This window comes from Natronolimnobius baerhuensis, assembly GCF_002177135.1.
Taxonomy (GTDB): domain Archaea; phylum Halobacteriota; class Halobacteria; order Halobacteriales; family Natrialbaceae; genus Natronolimnobius; species Natronolimnobius baerhuensis.
Genome location: NZ_MWPH01000002.1, coordinates 490,065 through 507,595, shown reverse-complemented (window position 1 = coordinate 507,595; position 17,531 = coordinate 490,065). Strand labels below are relative to the sequence as shown.

The following is a 17,531-nucleotide window of genomic DNA, read 5'->3' as shown; positions in this document are numbered from 1 at the left end:
CATCCCTTTACTCTCCGACACCAACTGGCCGGTATGAGCGACGCAGATGGCGCGTGGATTGGGCTCTTTTCCGGCGGGAAAGATTCGTCGTGGGCCGTCTACCAGGCACTCGAGGCCGGACTGTCCGTCGAGCGACTCGTGACCGTTCACCCATCCGAGGATTCCTACATGTATCATGTTCCGGCGACAGACCTCGCTTCGCTGGCCGCCGAGAGCATGGGTATCGAACTGATCGACGTCGATCCCGGTGATCTCGAGGCCGACTCCGTGCCGGACTCGAGCGTGCAGGGAGATGACGAACTCGAGCCACTCGAGGCGGCACTCGTGGATCTTGACGCCGAACTCGAGGGCGGCATCGCCGGCGTCACCGCAGGCGCTGTCGAAAGCGAGTACCAGACGAACCGCATTCAAGGGATGTGTGACCGCCTCGACTGTGAGCTATTCGCGCCGCTGTGGCAGGAAGACCCTCGGGAACTCGTCGACGCGATGCTCGAGGCCGGCTTCGAAATAAAGATCATCCAGGTTGCTGCGCAGGGACTCGACGAATCCTGGCTCGGGCGCACACTGGACCACGAGGCGATTGCCGACCTCAAGGCGCTCAACGACGAATACGGCGTCCACATTTTGGGTGAAGGCGGCGAGTTTGAGACGCTCGTCGTCGATGGCCCACATATGGACCAACGACTCGGTCTCGAGTACGAGCGCGAGTGGGAGGGGACACGCGGGCGGGTGCGGATTACGGACGCGCGACTCGAATGATTCTCACGCGAGAGATCACCGACGTGAGTTCACAGCGGCACTGGCAGCCACTCGAGATACTGCAAGGCGGGCGTCGGATCGAACAGCGGGTCGTGTAGGACGAGCCAGTCGAGGAGGACGAGACCGGCCCCGTGGGCGATCACGGACGGCAGGATGGAGTTTGATTTGTAGTCTACCGCACCGAAGAGCACGTCAGTCGGCCCCGAGAGCAGGAATTCGATGGGGGGCTTCGAGGCGTGGTGAATCATGTAGACGATAGGGCTGATGAACACTGCCTTGAACCCGATGTCTTTGACGCCGACACAGAGCAGTCCGCGATAGTAGGTCTCAGTCGCCAGCGCAATCGCGAACAGTTTGATCGCGTGGGGAATGAACTCGCCAGGTGCAGCCGAGGTTTCCCACATCGGGTAGAACTGACGAATCGTGGGGAGTGTTGATCCGATGAGATAAAACGGCAAGACGAACATCGAGAGCAATACAGCGTTTCGAATCGCGACGCGGTTGATATTCCAACCAATGTGGCGGCCGTGAATGAGTCCCAGTGCGAGCGGGCCACCGACCAGAAGCAACAGGTCGACGACGACCCGTGCCCCGAGATCTCCGGGGACGTAGCGCATCCACAGCAGCGTCAGAACTGCACCCACCAGTATCGACTTTTGAAACCACGAGAGGCGATTGAATTGGTCGCGAAGCCAGCCAACGGTTCGGTGGGTGCCGTCGGTCGCCACGTATTACTCGTCTGCAGTCGGAATCGGGCCAGTTCCAATAACGGATCGGATGTGGGTTTCGAACTCCTGGTGGCGCTGGAAGTACGTCTCGTCGACGTCCTCGAGGATGGCAGCCAGTTCCTGTGGTCCCTCGGGCGTTCGGATCACGCTGTCGCCCTCGAGGCGGGCGACTTCGCTTTTCTCTTTGGGCCAGGTGAGTCGGGAACTGACGCGGGCCAGTGGGGCACCCTCGACGGGCGTGTGCTCACCGAGTGACACTGCCGGGTCGTCGTCCTCGTCGTCGCTCATATGAAAGCGTTTGCAAGCCCAGCGATTCAAGGTTTCGCTTTGGCGGGTGATACTCTCGGATTCTCGAGATGTGTCTGACGTAGGGTTTTGTGGAGGGAGAGAGAAAGGCTGTCCATGACAAGCCTGACGGAGGTCTACGACGGGAATGCCCGGGGTGTGAGCCTCCAGCGGCTCTACGCAGGGATGGGGCTGGTACTCTGTGGCGCGATTCTTGCCGTCGTTGCCGTCCTCGTGGCGACGACCAATCTGTTCGCCGGGTTCGTCGTAAGCGTTGCCGACTGGGGGATGAGCGACCACTTTGCAGTCGTTCGCGTCGCTGGCGTCCTCGCCGGCATCGGCGTTCCCGCGACACTCGTCGGTCTCTTTATCGTCCTGCCCGCGAGCCGTCGCGTCCGCGCCGCTGCTGCGATCAGCGCCAGCCTGTGCCTGCTTGGCGTCGTCCTCTTCTGGTATGCCTACCCCGAAAACTGGCGCTACGGTAGCGACCAACTCACACTCGAGGTCTCTGCAGTCTACCTTCTCGGACTCGTAACTGCCATCTGGTGTCTGTTTAGCGCCGTCGTCAACTTCAAGACGCGCAACGACCCCGGCGGGATGCTCGAGATGAACGTCACACGGCGCAATCAGACCATCGTCGAGGTTGAGGAGTCAGAAGCCCCCTCGAGTGGGTTCGGCGGAATTGGCTTTTTCGGTGGGACGCCTGATGGCGAAGTCGAGACCCAGACGAACGCTGAGGGCGACGGGACGACGCTCTCGTTCGATGGGAGCGAGACGACGCACTCGAGCAACTCGGGCCGCCCAACCGCTGGCGCAGCAACCAGTGATGGTGGGACGGAGGTCTCGGACATTTCTTCGCCGCTCGATACCGACGAGCCCGCAGCCGCCACAGCCGGCACGCACTCTGCAGAGCCCGCTACACGCACTGAGTCAGCAGCCGCAGGCGGCGCGTCGGCAGCAACTGGCGGCACCGATGCCGAAATTATGGGGTCCGCCTCGAGTGACGCCGCTGATCGGACAGAATCAGGTTCGGACGTACCGAGCGACCGATACTGCGGGAACTGCCAGCACTTTGAGTACGTTCGGTCGTCCTCCTCGGGCATGGTGCCGTACTGTGGCCGCCACGAGACGGCGATGAACGATATGGACGCCTGCGAGGAGTGGGAGCCGAACAACCGCTGAGGTCTTCTCGAGAACGCTTTGTTTCGTGTGCCGATCTTCGTCACCGCTGTGCGCTCAGAGACCGATGAACTGCTGGCCCGCCTCGAGCCACTCCGGTCCCTGATACAGAATAATGGCGGCAATCGCCAGTTCTGCGACGGTGACGATAACCATCATGAGGTCTGCGCGCTTGCTGCTGACGGCGACACCAACCGGTAGCCCGAACTCCTTTCTCCAGAGTGGATAGAAGAGCGCGATGCCACGTTTGCTTCCCGCAATGTCGAGAACGTAGTGAGTCAACACGCCGAGCCAGACCCACTCGAGATTCCCGAAGAAAGCGGGAAAGACCGCGAACCCGACGAGCAGCGGCAGGTTGTGCAACGTCTTGCGATGCTTACCGAACGCGGTGTCGATATCGGGAACCATCGCCCCGAGTGTGATCGGGACGCCGATTGCGATGATTGTCTCGAACGTCTCCAAATTCCCCGCCGGCTCGAGCAAATAGCCCAATCCGATACTCAACAACACGGCGTTGAGCACGTGGCCCTTCTTATTCATTAGGCGGTACTCGAGAGTCGAGCGCTGAATAGCTTTCTCTCGAGACTGTCACCGAGGGTGACGGCTATGGTCGGTCCTCGAGTGCTGCGAGCAGGTCGTCGAGCGCCTGTGCGACGGTTTTGGCGCGGACCGCGGCTCGGTCGCCGTCGAACTCGTAGCGCGAGGCAGTCGCGAACGACGAGTCGGTGCCCCAGGGACCGGCGTAGGCGACGCCGATGTAGACCGTGCCAACGGGCGTTTCCTCGGAGCCGCCGGAGGGACCAGCAACACCGGTCGTCGAAACACCCCAGGTCACGTCACAGGTATCCCGAACGCCGCGAGCCATCTCAAGGGCAACAGGCTCCGAGACCGCGCCGTGTTCGTCGAGCGATTCGCGGCTAACGCCGAGTTCGCGACGCTTGGCCCCGTAGGCGTAGGTCGTCGCTCCGGACTCGAAGTAGTCGCTCGAGCCCGGAATTGCTGTCAGTGTCGCGCCGATGAGTCCGCCCGTACAGGACTCGGCGACGGCCACTGTCTCATCGGTTTCAGCCAGTGCGTCGGCGACGGCCCGCGAGCGCTCGCGGTCGATGGGGTCCATAGACGGTCCTACGAAGCGACTCGTTGTTAATGGGCGGGACGAGAGCGTTAGGAAACGAGTATGTCGCGACACGTGCTTGTGACTGTCCCAGGACTGGTTGACTATCCACTGTTTCTATCTACTAGTTCTCTATGAGTACACACGAGGCAATACGTAGTCAGTGGCGATGAGTCCCGGACTCGAGCGGGGACACTGCGTTCTATCCGACGGGAGACTCTCTGGGCGCAGAAGGGCAGGTTTCGCAGCAAGCGCGGAAACGGCCCGTTTTGACCACTAAATCAGACCGTTACTGGCGACGTTACGTACAGTCGTAGTAATTGTCCAGAGACTGGTTGGTGTTCTCTATAAACTCGATTACGTACAATGTGTAAGTCAGTGTCATGGGGCACGAGAGAGCCTTTCACGCAGAGATTCGGAACCTCAATCTTTATCTGTGACGATGGTAACTCTCCTATCACATGTCCGAAACCGGGACGAAGCGCCCGCCGGTCAGACGGGACCTTCCAGATCCGAACACCGCGTCGAACGTCCGTTACAATCCGTCGCTCGAGGAACTTCGCGACCTCGCGGCACATGCGGAGACGACGACGGAGTTTGGATCGCCGTCCTACGTCAGCGAGTTTCGCTCGCGCAGTTCCGATAAGACGAAAAATGCGGTTGACCACGAGTTCGGCACGGACGACTACGCGCTCCTCACCGATGCTGTCGAGCGCGCGGCCGAACGCGAAATGATCTGTATCGACCGCCAGATGGGGCGTCACCCCGACGCCTCGTTTTGCTGCCGTCTCTTTGTGCCGGTCGAGCACGCCCGTATCGCACTTGCATGGGCCACCCTCTTCGAGTCGACTGACCAGTCCGAACCCGACCTCGTCACTGTTCACGACCCCGACTACGACCAAACCGCGATTCGCGTCCTTCCCGAAGAAGGCTTTACCGCCGCACTCGGGAGCGACTATCTCGGTGAGGCGAAAAAGTCGTTCCTGCGACTGTTCATGTTCCGCGTGAAACAGCGCGACGGACTCGGACTCCACGCCGGCAGCAAGCGCGTCCGCGTCCGCAACGACGACGGCGACCTCGAGACTGTCGGTCAGGTCTTCATGGGTCTGTCCGCGACCGGCAAGTCGACACTAACCTCTCACGGCTGCTGGCTCGAGGGCGAGGAAGAGGCCGTCATGCTCCAGGATGACGTCTGTGGCCTCCTGCCGGACGGCTCCGTCGCCGGCAGCGAAGGCGAGGGACTGTTCATCAAGACCATCGGCCTCGATGAAGACGAACAGCCGGAACTCTACGACGCTGCAACCGCCGAATCCGCCGTCCTCGAGAATGTCGCCGTCGACGACGACGGTACCGTCGACTTCGATGCGGATCGCTACACCTCGAACTCACGCGCGGTCGTCCGCCGCGACGAACTCGAGAGCGCAGACGACGACATCGACTTGGAGCGGATGGATCAGGTCTTCTTTATCACCCGGAATCCGCTCATGCCGCCGGTCGCGAAACTCGACGAAGACGAAGCCGCCGTCGCGTTCATGCTTGGCGAGTCCATCGAGACCAGCGCAGGCGACCCATCCCGGGCCGGCGAATCGATCCGCGTCGTCGGGACGAACCCGTTCATCATCGGCTCCGAGGGCGAGGAAGGCAACCTGTTCCGCGATCTGATCGCCGAACTCGACGTCGACTGTTACATCATCAACACGGGCTATCTCGGCGACAAGTCGGCCGATATCGGCGTCACCGAATCGGTGACGATCCTGACCGAACTCGCCCGCGGCACGGTTGAGTGGTCCGACGACGACCAGACTGGCCTGACGATTCCCGAGGCTGTTCCGGGCATCGACATCGAGGAGTTCTACGTCCCCGATCACGTTGAGGACTACGAGGATGCCGCCGCCGAACTCCGTGCCGACCGACTCGAGTATCTCTCCCAGTTCGAGGATCTGGACGAGACGATCATCGACGCGACGTACTGAGGACGGACAGCGGCCTCGAGCCGACCCAGTTTGCTCGATTTTCTCGGCTGTTTCTCGCTCCCAAACTGAACCCAACCGCTTTCATACCGGCTTGTGAACTGTCAGCTACAATGGGATCGTCAGAACACGCGACTCGAGACAGTCGCTGGCGCGGCAGTTCGCTACTCGGCGTCGTCACTGCTAAACAGACGTACGCAAATCTGGTGTACCTGTTTCTGGCGATCCCGCTTGCGTTTGCGTACTCGGCAGTCTTCATGTTCGGGCTCGTCTTCGGGACGTTTCTCATACTTCTCGTTGTCGGGATTCCGATTGTCCTGGGGACGATTCTCAGTAGCCGACTCCTTGCAGCGTTCGAGCGCGCGCTCGCGAACGCCTTGCTCACCGTCGATCTCGAGGCACCCGAGGACGTTCAACGGGGCGATGGTGATGGATTCGTCTCGAGTCTTCGGCGCTATCTTGTCGCGGGGTCGACCTGGCGCGGACTTGGTTTTTTGTTCCTCAAAACCGGCCTGGGGTTCGTGTCGTTTATCGGCCTGTTCCTGTTCGCGACGGCCCTGTCGCTGGTGCAGTCACCGGTGCACTACCCCACCGAGACGGAGTTCCTGACGGTCAACGACCAGCCGATTACGTGGGTCATCGATACCGCTCCAGAACTCGCACTCGCCGTCGTCCTCGGTGTCGTCTTGCTGCTCGTCTGTTTCCATCTGGCAAACGCCCTCGCCGCAATCGCCGGACGAGTCGCCGTTGCCTTGCTCGATGGCCCCACCGAACCTGCCCGCGCCGACTCCAGTGACAAACCGGCCCCAGCTGTGCCGCCCGCTCCCGACGAGTCTGCGACTGACTCGAGTGGCCCACCTGCGAGCACCGACAACGACGATACTGAGAGAGGCGTCGGCGGCGAGAGCGAGCGCTCGAGAGACGACACCGGCAGCGACAGCTCACGCTGAGTCGAGTCTCGAGAGTAAAACCCACGGTCGGGGGCGACCATACATCCCGTATGGAGTACGAGACGCCGCTTTTCTTCCGGGTCATGCAGTACGCCTCGCAAGCGGATCGGGACGTGATCGACATGGTCAGCGGGAATCCCGACTGGGAGCCGCCGGAGGCGCTTCGCGAGGGATTACGCGAGTACGCCGACCTCGAGTCCGCGGCATTTCAGTATCCGCCGAGCGCGGGGCTCCGTGAGTTACGCGAGGAAATCGCTGCCCGCCGCGGCGTCGACGTAGACCAGGTCGTCGTCACCAACGGCGCGGGCGAGGCGAACTACCTCGCGATGGCCCGCGCGCTCGAACGCGGCCGCGGCGACGAGGTCATCCTGACGGACCCGGTCTATCCTTACTATCCGGGCAAGACGACGATGCTCGGTGGGACACAGCGGTTCGTCCCGACGGACGATGCGGGCCAGATCGACCCGGACGCCGTCCGCGAGGCCGCGAGCGAACAGACGGGCGCAATCGTCGTCAACACGCCGAACAACCCGACGGGCGCGGTGTACCCCGAGGAAACGATGCGCGAACTCGTCGCCATCGCCGAAAAATACGACGCGGTCCTCGTCAGCGACGAGGTGTACGACCACTATGATCTCTCAGGGAAGTTTGCGAGTGCACTCGCAGTCGACTCCGACAATCGCATCGTGACGAACGCGTTCTCGAAATCGCTCTCGATTACTGGTTTTCGCGTCGGCTACGCCGTCTTCCCGCCCGAACTGGTCGAGGCCGCCAAGAGTCGGCACATGCTGGTCAACGTCGCCGGCAGCCGGCCCGCCCAGTACGCCGTCTTGCAGGCGCTCCAAGAGACCGATCCCGCCTACTACGAGGCGAACCGCGAACTCCTGGGCGAGCGCGTCGACACCTTTACTGACGCCCTCGAGGATACAGGCGCGGAGTACACCCGACCGGATGGCGCGTTCTACGTCATGGCGCGCTTCGAGGGCTATCCGGGTACGCTCGAGAACGTGTTTCGGCTGATCGACGAGGCAGGCGTCGCGGGGATGCCCGGCGAAGCCTTCGGTGACTCGCGAACCGAGTGGTTACGATTTGCGCTGGTTACGCCTCGAGTCGCCGAGGCCGCTGATCGGTTGGCAGAGTACTTCGGCTGACAGCTGGGTCTGATTGACGACCCGAAACAGACCGACGAATACTCGTGTCCGCCCGGGGAACTGCGAGACATGAGCGGAATCGACGTCGAACCGGTCGAAGAAGACGAGCAGGAGCACGAACGGGCGACAGGCGACGGCGATAACACAATCGAGGTCACGCCGACGGACTCCGTTTCGGAGCCGGATACCGGCCGTGAGACCATCGACGTCGAGCCCTCCGACGAGCCAATCGACAGCCCCGACTACGTCCTCTACGGTGGGAAAGGTGGCGTCGGCAAGACAACGATGGCGGCCGCGACGGCACTGGATAGCGCCCGTGCGGGGACGAGTACGCTCGTCGTCTCAACGGACCCTGCCCACTCGCTGTCGGATACGTTCGAGACAGCGATTCCGGCCGAACCCGGCCGAATCCGTGACGACATCCCACTCTATGCGGCCGAGATCGACCCCGAAGCCGCGATGGAGCGTGGACAGGCGTTCCTCGGCGGATCGGCTGCTGGCGACGGTCCGAATGCGGGACCTGACGCCGACGCTGCGGGCGGATTCGGAATGGGCGCTGACGGAGCCACTGAGGGACCGATGGGCGACCTCGGCGGTCTCGGCGAAATGCTCGGCGGCGACTCTCCGATGGACGCCATCTTCGGCGGCTCGATGCCCGGCGCGGACGAAGCCGCCGCAATGCAACTCCTCCTCGAGTATCTCGATGATCCTCGCTTCGAGCGCGTCGTCGTCGATACCGCGCCGACGGGCCACACCCTTCGGCTGCTCGAGTTGCCGGAACTGATGGATTCGATGATGGGGAAGATCATCAAATTCCGCAAGCGCCTCAGCGGCATGTTCGAGGGCATGAAGGGCATGTTCGGCGGTCAGGAGCCGCCGGAGCCGGACGACCTCGAGGATCTCGATGAACTACAGGAACGCATCGAACGCTTGCGAGCGGCACTTCGCGATCCGACCCAGACGGACTTTCGGATCGTCATGGTGCCTGAGGAGATGAGCGTCTTCGAGTCAAAGCGCCTGCGGGCACAGCTCGACGAGTTCGGTATTCCGGTCGGAACGGTCGTCGTCAATCGCGTCATGGAGCCGCTATCGGACGTCACCGGCGACGTGCAGGGAACCGAGCAGTTCCTCGAGCCGAACTTAGACGACTGCGAGTTCTGCCAGCGCCGGTGGGACGTCCAGCAGTCCGCGCTCACGGAGGCACAGGACCTGTTCCGCGGAACTGACGTGCGGCGCGTGCCGCTGTTTGCCGACGAGGTTCGTGGGGAGGAGATGCTCGAAGTCGTCGCGGCCTGTCTCCGATAACTCGACTGAACCGGATTAGTCGACGTCTACAGGGACGGTCATCACCGGACGGTCACTATCGAGAATCACTGCTTGTACGACGCTGCCGAACAACACCTTCCCGACTGGAGAGCGACTGCCGACGCCGAGAACGATGGCGTCCGCGTCGAGTTCGTCCGCGAGTTCGAGAATTGCCTCGGCCGGCCCCCCGCTTCGTTCGTGAACCGCGTACTCGAGGTCGCTCGACTCGAGGCGCTCAACTGCGACTTCGACCGCCGATGGAATTCGGTCGGCGTTGCGGACGTGGTCGGCCATTTCTTCGGCGTAGGTTTCGGCGAAGCTGCCGCCGGCGGCCCACTCCGCGTCCGGCGTCGATACCTCGTCGTGGACGTGCACGACATCAACAGCGAGGTCGCCCGGAGCGGCCGGCATCTCGAGGACTGCGTCGGCCTGTGTGCGCGCTCGTGACTCGCTTCGATCGACCGGCAGTAAGATGCGGTACATACGCCTCAATTGGGGTCCGGCGCATAAAGCAATTCTCTGTATTCTACGGATAACGGGGTGACATGGCCGCTTACTCCTGCATTGCCGGCTCATCTACGGGCGGCTCGAGGCGGATCGCATAAACCAAGAGCGCGGCAGCGACGAGGGTGCCGACGGCGAGTAGCCACCACGAACTTCGGTAGCCGACGGTGTCTGCGAGGTAGCCAAAGGCGGGCGGAGCGACAACTGAGCCGACGACGAGCGCGAGTTGGCCGGCGGCGGTCGCGCCGCCCATCTCGTCGGCAGTGACGAGCGTCGCCATGTAGGAGTAGTAGACGCCGGTGTTTCCGAGGACGAAAAAGCCAAGCGCCGAGAAGGCGACGACGGCACTCCAGGGGCTGTCGGTCGCCGCGACGACAACGAACATCCCAGCGCCGACGACGGCCTGGACGATCAGAATCGCACCGATTCGGGTGTCCGGCTCGCCGGGGAGGATGTCGCTCAGCCACCCCGTGAGAATCCGGCCGAAGCTACCGAACAGTTGGACGAGCGCGAGGACGACACCCGCGAAGACGACCGAGGTACCGATCTCTTCTTCGACGTAGAGGACGGTGTATCCGGTCGTGGTAAACAGCGCTGCGCCGAGAAAAAACCCTGCGGCGACGAGCACCCGGTACGGCCGGTTGTGCGAGAGTGCCCTGAAATCGGGGTACTCCGCGGTTCCACCGTCACTGGTGCCGCTGTAGAGGACTGCGAAGATGACGGCGACGACGAGGCCGACGCCAGTAGCGATCAGGAAGCCGGCCTGCCAGAAGAGGACGCCCGCGAGACCGGTTACGAGCAGCGAACTGATGCCGCTGCCGGCGGTGACGCCGACCTGCTTGATCCCCATCGCGAAGTTCTGGCGTCCCGCGGCGATGTTGTCGTAGACCGCCTTGTTCGTCCCCGGGATCGCCGTCGCGTACATCGATCCGAGAAAGAATGCTGCCGCGAGCAAGAGCGCATAGGTTGGCGCACCGGCGACCATCGCAGCACCGGCTGAGAGTCCGACCAGGCCGATCACGAGTGTACGCCTCTCCCCAAAGCGGTCGATCAGCGCGCCAACAGGCAGCAACCAGACCGCATAACCCAGTGTCAACGCCGTCACGACGAAGCCAACCGACAGTCGCGAGAGACCGAACTCATCGCGGAAAAAGGGCGTCGCCGCAAAGACGGTGTAGTAACAAATGCTCGCCGACACCTGCCACAGCGTGACGAGCGAGACCGTCCGCCGATACGACCGATCCATCGACTTCGGGGTTCCACGAGCGGGCGCTTTACAGTCCCGAAGGCGGAGACACGTTCCGGGACGACAGCTTCGTCACCCGGCAGCGAGCCACCGCGTCGGTCTGGACCGTCGACTCACTCGCTATCCCACTCACCGCCGACGCGGTCGACACCCATCATCGACTCGCCGGGATGTTCGGTGAACACGACCTTCATATTCTCGTCGGGCACGTCGAACGTCTCGCCAAGGTACGCGAACGTCTCGAGGGCGAACGCGCGCTTGCGGTTGACCGACCGGCCGCGTCGAATCTCGGCGTCGAGGAAGACAAGCGGACCATCGACCGCACGCCCGAGATGGAGGTCGGCCGGGTCGCGCTCGCGGATGGTCACTGCGACGTGGCCCGCCGTTGTTGCCATCTCAGCCGTGTAGGAGTCGGTTACCCGGTCTGCGAGTGCTGTTTTTTCCTCGGCCGACAGCGACAGCGTCGTGTCGAACTGTAGCAGTGGCATACCTCAAGGGACGCCGCGATGAGTGTAAACACATCCGCTCTCGAACGACTGCCAGAGATAGAACTAATGTTATGTTTATCACCGACTATGCTGGCTCGAGAACTATGTAGCGTCTCCTTTCGGAAGGCTACGATCGCTACTATTTATACGTTCTGTCGGGCATGAGAGGAATAATGGTGGATGCCCCTCGGGAAACAGATCAACCGTTTATTCAACGGCTCTGGAACTATCTGTGGCGACTCAACGCCCAGACGAAAGCGTATCTCCGCCTCGATGGGCCGGCGATTGTCCGAGACATGGACGGCGTGACCGACGAGGAAAAACGACTTGCGGAGAAGGCGTTCGCCGACGGCGGCCGAAATCCGGGAGATGGAAACGGACCGGGCGCGGACCCTGGCAGCGGCGGCGACCGGGACGACGATGACGGAAATCCGTTCGACGTCGGCGGCGGCTCGTACGGACTTCGACAGAAAATCGGCTTCGTGCTCGGTCCACTACTGTTTGCACTGATCTACCTGTCACCGACGCCGGAGGGACTCACGCCAGAAGGACAGGCGGTCGCCGCGGTCACCGCCTGGGTCGCCGTTTGGTGGATGTCCGAGGCAATTCCGATCCCTGCAACGTCGTTGCTGCCGATTCCGTTATTTCCACTGACCGGCGCGCTGCCGGCCGAGGACACGACGCCGTCGTACGCCGATCCGCTGATCTTCCTCTTTATGGGCGGTTTCTTCCTCGCGATGGCAATGCAGCGATGGGGACTGCACCGACGGATCGCCTTGCGAACGATCAAAGCCGTCGGCACAGAACCCTCGAGGCTCATTCTCGGGTTCATGATCGCGACGGCGTTTCTCTCGATGTGGGTCTCGAACAGCGCAACCGTGATGATGATGGTGCCTATCGCGCTGGCGGTCATCTACCAGACTGCCGACCTGATCGATGAGACTGGACTCGATATCGACACCAGTCAGGGCAACTTCTCGTTCGGCGTGGCGCTGATGCTGTGTATCGCCTACGGTGCCTCCGTCGGCGGCGTCGCAACGCTGATCGGGACGCCGCCGAACATCCTCTTTGCGGGCCAGGCCAGCGAGTTGTTCGGCGAGTCGATCTCCTTCGCGCAGTGGATGCTCTATGGTGTCCCGATCTCACTCGTCGGTCTCGCGACGGTGTACCTGTACGTCACACGTCTCGCGATGTCGCCTCAGTTCGACGAGTTGCCGATTGGTGCCGATACGATCGATCGGCAACTCTCTGACCTCGGCGTGATGGGCAAGCAGGAGAAACTGGTCCTCGTCGTCTTCATCGGCATGGCCGTCACCTGGATCGGCGCCAGCCTGATTGGCCAGTTCGATTCTTCGCCAGCGATTGTTCCTGGCGCAATCGCGCTGGTACTGGATCCCATTTTCGGGGTCCCCGTCCCCGAAGACGCCGACACCGTCGTCGCTATCGGCGGTGCAATGATCCTCTTTACGCTGCCGACGACCACTGAGAGCGGCGACCACACGTTCTTACTCGACTGGGAGAACGCCGTCGACATCCCATGGGGCGTTATCCTCCTGTTCGGTGGCGGACTCGCCATCGCTGCCGGCTTCGGCGATACCGGTCTCGCGGCGTGGATCGGCGAGCAACTGCAGGCACTCGCTGGCGTCCCCATGGTGCTCATCCTTCTATCCGTGGTTGTCATGACGATCTTCCTGACCGAAGTGACATCGAACACGGCGACGACGGCGATGTTGATGCCGATTCTCGCCGGTGTTGCAGTCGGAATCGGCGTCCACCCCTTCGGACTGATGATCGCGGCTGCGACCGCAGCCTCGTTCGCGTTCATGCTCCCGGTCGCGACGCCGCCGAACGCGATTGTCTTCGGCAGTGGCTACATTACGCTCCCGCAGATGGCCAAAGTCGGGGTTGGACTCAACATAATCGGGATCATCCTGATTACCGCCGTTGCGCTCGTGTGGCTGCCGATCGCCTGGGGAATCGACATCGGAACGCTCCCGACCGAGTTCGTCGAGGCCTGGGATTCATAGAGCGCGTCAGATCACTCTCGAGGCGCTCGTCGCGATACCGTCGACCCGACAGCACAACGAGTAGTTCGATTTTCGCCGCTTACTGCCGGTCAAAGAGTCGTTCGTCTTCGGAACGACGGCTGTGGTGGTCGTCCGAACCATCCACATCGGTCGTCGACTCACCCAGCAGTTCGCTCGAGGCACACTCGAGACAGTAGTGATTGTACCCCTCCGAGTGCGTGTAGAGCGGGACGCCCGCGATGGCGAACTCCTCGCGATAGCGGCGAACAAGGCCCTTCTCGAGGCGGCGCTGACAGGAGACACACTGCTCGCGGCAGTTCTCTGCTGGTTTGACGGTACGCTGGTCAACGCTGCGGACGCGCCCGAACTGCGCGAGGCCGTGACGACGCTCGAGGCGGCGACGGAATCGCGGGTTGACGAACACGCCGAATACGATGAGTAAAAACGCGAACCCGAACACGAACAGTGACGGAAGCAATGAGGACGCGACCAGTCCCGCATCGGCGAGGTTCGCGATGCCGGTGACGGTCGCGAGCAACCCAACTGCGATCAGGAGCCAGCCACAGACGGCATACAGCAACTCGGAAACGGTATCGGCGAGCGAGACGATGCCGGAGGGCGAGTCGGCGGACATGGATTGTGTCTCTGTCTGACTCGAGAAAAAGATTCTGCCGCCGTCCAATCCCGACTCGGCGGACGCGACAGTGTCGCGTTCAGGTCAACTTCCGGAGCAACCCGTAGCCGGCATCACGGAGCCAATCCGGCAGATAGCGGGCGTAAACGCCATACTGGGCGAACGGGCCGACGGGATATCGCGCCGGCGGCTCGGAGGTCGTCGCGGACTCGAGAATTGCGCGGGCGACGTCTTCGGGTTCGGAGGCGAATGGGCCCCCACCGCCGATCAGTTGCATGTCGTCGTAGAGTTCGTACAGCGCCTCGTAGGCCGGCGTGCGCTGGTCTTCGGGCAGTTCCTCGTCGACACGATCCGTGAAGTTCGTCTCGACCGGACCGGGTTCGACGATGACGACCTCGATGCCGAACTCCTCGGCTTCCGCACGGAGCGCGTCGCTCATCGCCTCGAGTGCGTGTTTCGAGCCGGCGTAGGCACCGGAGCCAGGAATCGAAATGCGCCCAATGACGCTCGAGACGTTGATGATCCGACCCTCGCCCTGGGCGCGCATGTGTGGTAACGCGGCGCGGGTGAGCCGGTGCGGGCCGTAGACGTTCACGTCGAACTGGCGGTGGAGATCCGCCGTGGACACGTCCTCGAGCGGCCCCATCTGGGCGTAGCCGGCGTTGTTGACGAGACAGTCGATTGCGCCGCCGATCTCGACGGTTTCTTCGACCGCGCGGGCGACCTGCTCGGGGTCGGTCACGTCGAGTGCGAGTGTCGTACAGCCCGCCTCCTCGAGGTCCGTGATATCGTCGGTGTTGCGCGCGGTGGCGACGACCTGCCAGTTTGCCTGCAAGAACGCGAGGGCGGTCGCGCGGCCGATGCCGGAGGAACAGCCGGTGATCAGGACGCACTTTTTGCGCGTATAGCGGCCGTCGGATGCGTCAGCCGTCGTTTCCGTGGTCGTCCCAGCATCGGTTGCGGCGCTGTCAGTGCCTGTCGCGGTCGTTTCGGTAGTGGCCGTCCCAGCGTCCGCGTCGGCTCCAGCCGTCGGCTCGCTTTCGGCGGCTGGTTCAGCTGCTGGTTCGCCGGTCGCAGGCTCGTCCGTCTCGAGGTCGGCGTCACCGTCGTTCTCGGGTGTCGTCTCGTCGGTTGGTTCCGAATCGGCGTCATCGGCCGTCTCCGCCGACTCGTCGCCGGTGTCGTCCGTCCCCGCGTCGTCCTCAGCGGTGGTCATACGGTCCGGTACGTGAGTCGATACCTAAGTATCGACGGTTTGTCTCGCCAAGCGGACTGTCAGGTTGGCTGTCGACTTGGGACGACACGGTTAGTCCTCACCGCCCGGTTTCGCCGCCGTTGCTTCGCTATCGGCGAGTCGAACGGGCTCTGGCAGTTTGTACGACGCGGCCAGCGCGAGCGCGATGTCGGCTGCCGTCTCCGCGCCGACACGGTGGCCGGGGCTGACGTACAGCGGGTTGATGTAGCGATTCGGCGAGTCGTACTGGCGGGTCTGGACGGCGTAGCCGAGGACAGTCCCTGCAGGTGCGTCGACGGAGTCGTCCGCCTCGATGGCGATGCGTGTCCCTTCCGAGCGATCCGCCGTGTCCTCGCGTGGCTCGCCACAGAGCAGACTCTTTGCGATCCCAATAGCTGGCACGTCCAGTACGACGCCCATGTGCGTCGCGATGCCTGCCTGCCGGAAGTGAATGCGTCCGCTGCCGTCGAACAGCAGGAGATCGGGGTCGACGGAGAGCTTCTCGAGCGCCGCCAGAATCGGCCGTCCCTCGCGAAAGGAGAGCAAGCCCGGAATGTAGGGACTCTCGAGTGGCGTAATCGCGTGGACTCGCTCGAGCACCTCCCCGCCTTGCATGGCGACGACGGCACTGAGCGCGCGGTCTTGCTCGCCCTCGTCGTTCGTCAAAAACGACTGATCGACGCCGGCGACGATTGGCTGGTCGCCGTCCGCACCGCCCGCGGCCGCAGCCAGCGGATTCGACAGCAGCGTCGGATCGAACGCGAGGTCGTCGTCGAACACCGCGGCTGCCGCAATGTCGCGCTGGAGTGACTCCATCTCGGCTCTCGAGAGGGAGGCGTCGGGCTCGAGGTCAGGGCGAGGGCTGGTCATCGATGGGGACGTTGTGACCGGGAGAAAATCAGTTGTTGGGTTGCAAACAGGGTGTGCTCGAGCGCTTAGAAGCGACGGCGGCCGGGGCCGCCCGGACCGCCTGGGCCGCCGGGACCTCCGGGACCGCCACCGCCGAGTTGCAACTGGCTTGGGGTTCGGATGTTTTTCGTTCGCTTGATGTACTCACCGTAGGCAAGCCCGATGAGCAGTCCGATAAGGTGGGCTGCGTGTGCGATATTTCCACCACCACCTGTTCCGACGAAGAAGATGCTGATGAACGCGATACCGGCGGTGAGGGCCCACAGTGGCATCGGGATAATCATCATGAGGTAGACCCGGAGGTTCGGGTTGAGAACAGTGATAACGCCCATGATCGCGAGTGCAGCACCGCTGGCTCCAACAACGCCGCCGAAGGGAGTCTCCGCAAGGCCTTGGGAAATCTGAATCGCAACCTGTCCGAGACCGGCAAGCGCACCGCTGATGACGAACAGAATTGCAAACTTCTTCGAGCCGACGTAGCGCTCGACGAGCGGTCCGAAGAAGAATATCACAATACTGTTGAAGACGATGTGGAAAATTCTAGGCGGCAGCGCGTGTGAAAAGGTCGACGTGACCCATGTCCAAACGAACTCCGGATTCTGGGGCGTCAGCACGAACACCGACCGGTAAAGATTCGAGCCACCAAGGGAGGCCACAAGCATCTGCGCAGCCCACGTGATCCAGATCAGCAGGAGAATTGTATAGGTTGCATTGCCCCGGAAGTACGCCAACGGGCCGCCGGGACCGGTATCGATTGGAACAGCATCGAGCACCTTCTGTGACGTCGATTTTGACGCACTCGAGCCAGCTTGCACGCTGTCGTCGAACCCGCTATCGAAGACGCCTTTCGGGTCGTTCCAGTTCTCGAGGCCGGTACAGTTGTGATTTTCCGGTAATCGGTGGTCACCGCAGTAGGTGCCGCCGCAGTGGCGACAGTTGTACGGCATATTTTCATCCTCCCCACACACGTCGCACTTGGCCATTGCCCGGGGGTATGTGTGGCACCGCTAAGGGATTTGGGGTTCGTGTTGCACACTGTGAGAGCGAC

At 62.5% G+C, this 17,531-nt stretch carries 18 protein-coding genes; 7 read left to right on the top strand and 11 right to left on the bottom strand.

Annotated elements, in window-relative coordinates:
* The first annotated feature begins 33 nt into the window (after nucleotides 1–33).
* Complete coding sequence (locus B2G88_RS08795) at nucleotides 34–759, top strand: diphthine--ammonia ligase (RefSeq protein ID WP_054863798.1); 726 nt, start codon at nucleotides 34–36, stop codon at nucleotides 757–759.
* A gap of 29 nt (nucleotides 760–788) precedes the next feature.
* Here the strand turns inward: B2G88_RS08795 and B2G88_RS08790 are convergent, their stop codons facing one another.
* Both B2G88_RS08790 and B2G88_RS08785 read right to left on the bottom strand, forming a co-directional pair.
* Nucleotides 789–1,487, bottom strand: coding sequence for a CPBP family glutamic-type intramembrane protease (locus tag B2G88_RS08790; protein ID WP_054863797.1), 699 nt, complete (start codon nucleotides 1,485–1,487; stop codon nucleotides 789–791).
* Nucleotides 1,488–1,490: 3 nt separating this feature from the next.
* Nucleotides 1,491–1,775, bottom strand: a complete 285-nt coding sequence (locus tag B2G88_RS08785) for a DUF5789 family protein (RefSeq protein ID WP_054863796.1) — start codon at nucleotides 1,773–1,775, stop codon at nucleotides 1,491–1,493.
* A gap of 114 nt (nucleotides 1,776–1,889) precedes the next feature.
* On the opposite strand from B2G88_RS08785, the gene B2G88_RS08780 reads away from it, so the two are divergent.
* Complete coding sequence (locus B2G88_RS08780; RefSeq protein ID WP_087714559.1) at nucleotides 1,890–2,954, top strand: DUF7139 domain-containing protein; 1,065 nt, start codon at nucleotides 1,890–1,892, stop codon at nucleotides 2,952–2,954.
* Between the two features lie 54 nt (nucleotides 2,955–3,008).
* Here the strand turns inward: B2G88_RS08780 and B2G88_RS08775 are convergent, their stop codons facing one another.
* Nucleotides 3,009–3,491 carry a metal-dependent hydrolase gene (locus B2G88_RS08775; RefSeq protein ID WP_054863795.1) on the bottom strand — a complete coding sequence of 161 codons (483 nt, stop codon included), beginning with the start codon at nucleotides 3,489–3,491 and terminating at the stop codon, nucleotides 3,009–3,011.
* Between the two features lie 64 nt (nucleotides 3,492–3,555).
* A complete protein-coding gene (locus B2G88_RS08770; RefSeq protein WP_087714558.1) occupies nucleotides 3,556–4,068 on the bottom strand; it encodes a CinA family protein in 513 nt (170 codons plus the stop codon).
* A 458-nt stretch (nucleotides 4,069–4,526) separates the two neighbouring features.
* On the opposite strand from B2G88_RS08770, the gene B2G88_RS08765 reads away from it, so the two are divergent.
* From B2G88_RS08765 to B2G88_RS08750, 4 genes are all read left to right on the top strand, one after another.
* Nucleotides 4,527–6,038 (top strand): phosphoenolpyruvate carboxykinase (ATP), encoded by a 1,512-nt coding sequence (locus tag B2G88_RS08765; protein ID WP_087714557.1) that lies wholly within the window; start codon nucleotides 4,527–4,529, stop codon nucleotides 6,036–6,038.
* Between the two features lie 110 nt (nucleotides 6,039–6,148).
* Nucleotides 6,149–6,985, top strand: a complete 837-nt coding sequence (locus B2G88_RS08760) for a sensor domain-containing protein (RefSeq protein ID WP_087714556.1) — start codon at nucleotides 6,149–6,151, stop codon at nucleotides 6,983–6,985.
* A gap of 50 nt (nucleotides 6,986–7,035) precedes the next feature.
* Nucleotides 7,036–8,136: a pyridoxal phosphate-dependent aminotransferase gene (locus tag B2G88_RS08755; RefSeq protein WP_054863794.1), complete on the top strand. Its 1,101-nt coding sequence runs from the start codon at nucleotides 7,036–7,038 to the stop codon at nucleotides 8,134–8,136.
* Between the two features lie 69 nt (nucleotides 8,137–8,205).
* A complete protein-coding gene (locus tag B2G88_RS08750; RefSeq protein WP_087714555.1) occupies nucleotides 8,206–9,441 on the top strand; it encodes an ArsA family ATPase in 1,236 nt (411 codons plus the stop codon).
* 15 nt (nucleotides 9,442–9,456) lie between these two features.
* Here B2G88_RS08750 and B2G88_RS08745 read toward each other — a convergent pair whose 3' ends face one another.
* The 3 genes from B2G88_RS08745 to B2G88_RS08735 all read right to left on the bottom strand — a co-directional run bounded on the left by B2G88_RS08745 (nucleotide 9,457) and on the right by B2G88_RS08735 (nucleotide 11,679).
* On the bottom strand, nucleotides 9,457–9,924 hold the full coding sequence (locus B2G88_RS08745; RefSeq protein ID WP_087714554.1) for a universal stress protein: 468 nt from the start codon (nucleotides 9,922–9,924) through the stop codon (nucleotides 9,457–9,459).
* 70 nt (nucleotides 9,925–9,994) lie between these two features.
* A complete protein-coding gene (locus B2G88_RS08740; protein ID WP_087714553.1) occupies nucleotides 9,995–11,191 on the bottom strand; it encodes an MFS transporter in 1,197 nt (398 codons plus the stop codon).
* A 113-nt stretch (nucleotides 11,192–11,304) separates the two neighbouring features.
* A complete protein-coding gene (locus B2G88_RS08735) occupies nucleotides 11,305–11,679 on the bottom strand; it encodes a tautomerase family protein (protein ID WP_054863793.1) in 375 nt (124 codons plus the stop codon).
* Nucleotides 11,680–11,852: 173 nt separating this feature from the next.
* Between B2G88_RS08735 and B2G88_RS08730 the strand changes: the two genes are divergently transcribed.
* Nucleotides 11,853–13,706, top strand: a complete 1,854-nt coding sequence (locus B2G88_RS08730; RefSeq protein WP_054863792.1) for an SLC13 family permease — start codon at nucleotides 11,853–11,855, stop codon at nucleotides 13,704–13,706.
* Nucleotides 13,707–13,785: 79 nt separating this feature from the next.
* Here B2G88_RS08730 and B2G88_RS08725 read toward each other — a convergent pair whose 3' ends face one another.
* The 4 genes from B2G88_RS08725 to B2G88_RS08710 form a co-directional block, all read right to left on the bottom strand.
* Nucleotides 13,786–14,340 (bottom strand): hypothetical protein, encoded by a 555-nt coding sequence (locus B2G88_RS08725; protein ID WP_087714552.1) that lies wholly within the window; start codon nucleotides 14,338–14,340, stop codon nucleotides 13,786–13,788.
* Nucleotides 14,341–14,419: 79 nt separating this feature from the next.
* The gene (locus B2G88_RS08720; RefSeq protein ID WP_245835335.1) at nucleotides 14,420–15,556 is read right to left on the bottom strand and encodes an SDR family oxidoreductase; all 1,137 of its coding nucleotides are present in this window, start codon (nucleotides 15,554–15,556) and stop codon (nucleotides 14,420–14,422) included.
* Between the two features lie 90 nt (nucleotides 15,557–15,646).
* Complete coding sequence (locus tag B2G88_RS08715) at nucleotides 15,647–16,444, bottom strand: endonuclease V (RefSeq protein ID WP_087714551.1); 798 nt, start codon at nucleotides 16,442–16,444, stop codon at nucleotides 15,647–15,649.
* A 65-nt stretch (nucleotides 16,445–16,509) separates the two neighbouring features.
* Nucleotides 16,510–17,466, bottom strand: coding sequence for a rhomboid family intramembrane serine protease (locus B2G88_RS08710; RefSeq protein ID WP_087714550.1), 957 nt, complete (start codon nucleotides 17,464–17,466; stop codon nucleotides 16,510–16,512).
* Nucleotides 17,467–17,531: the final 65 nt, after the last annotated feature.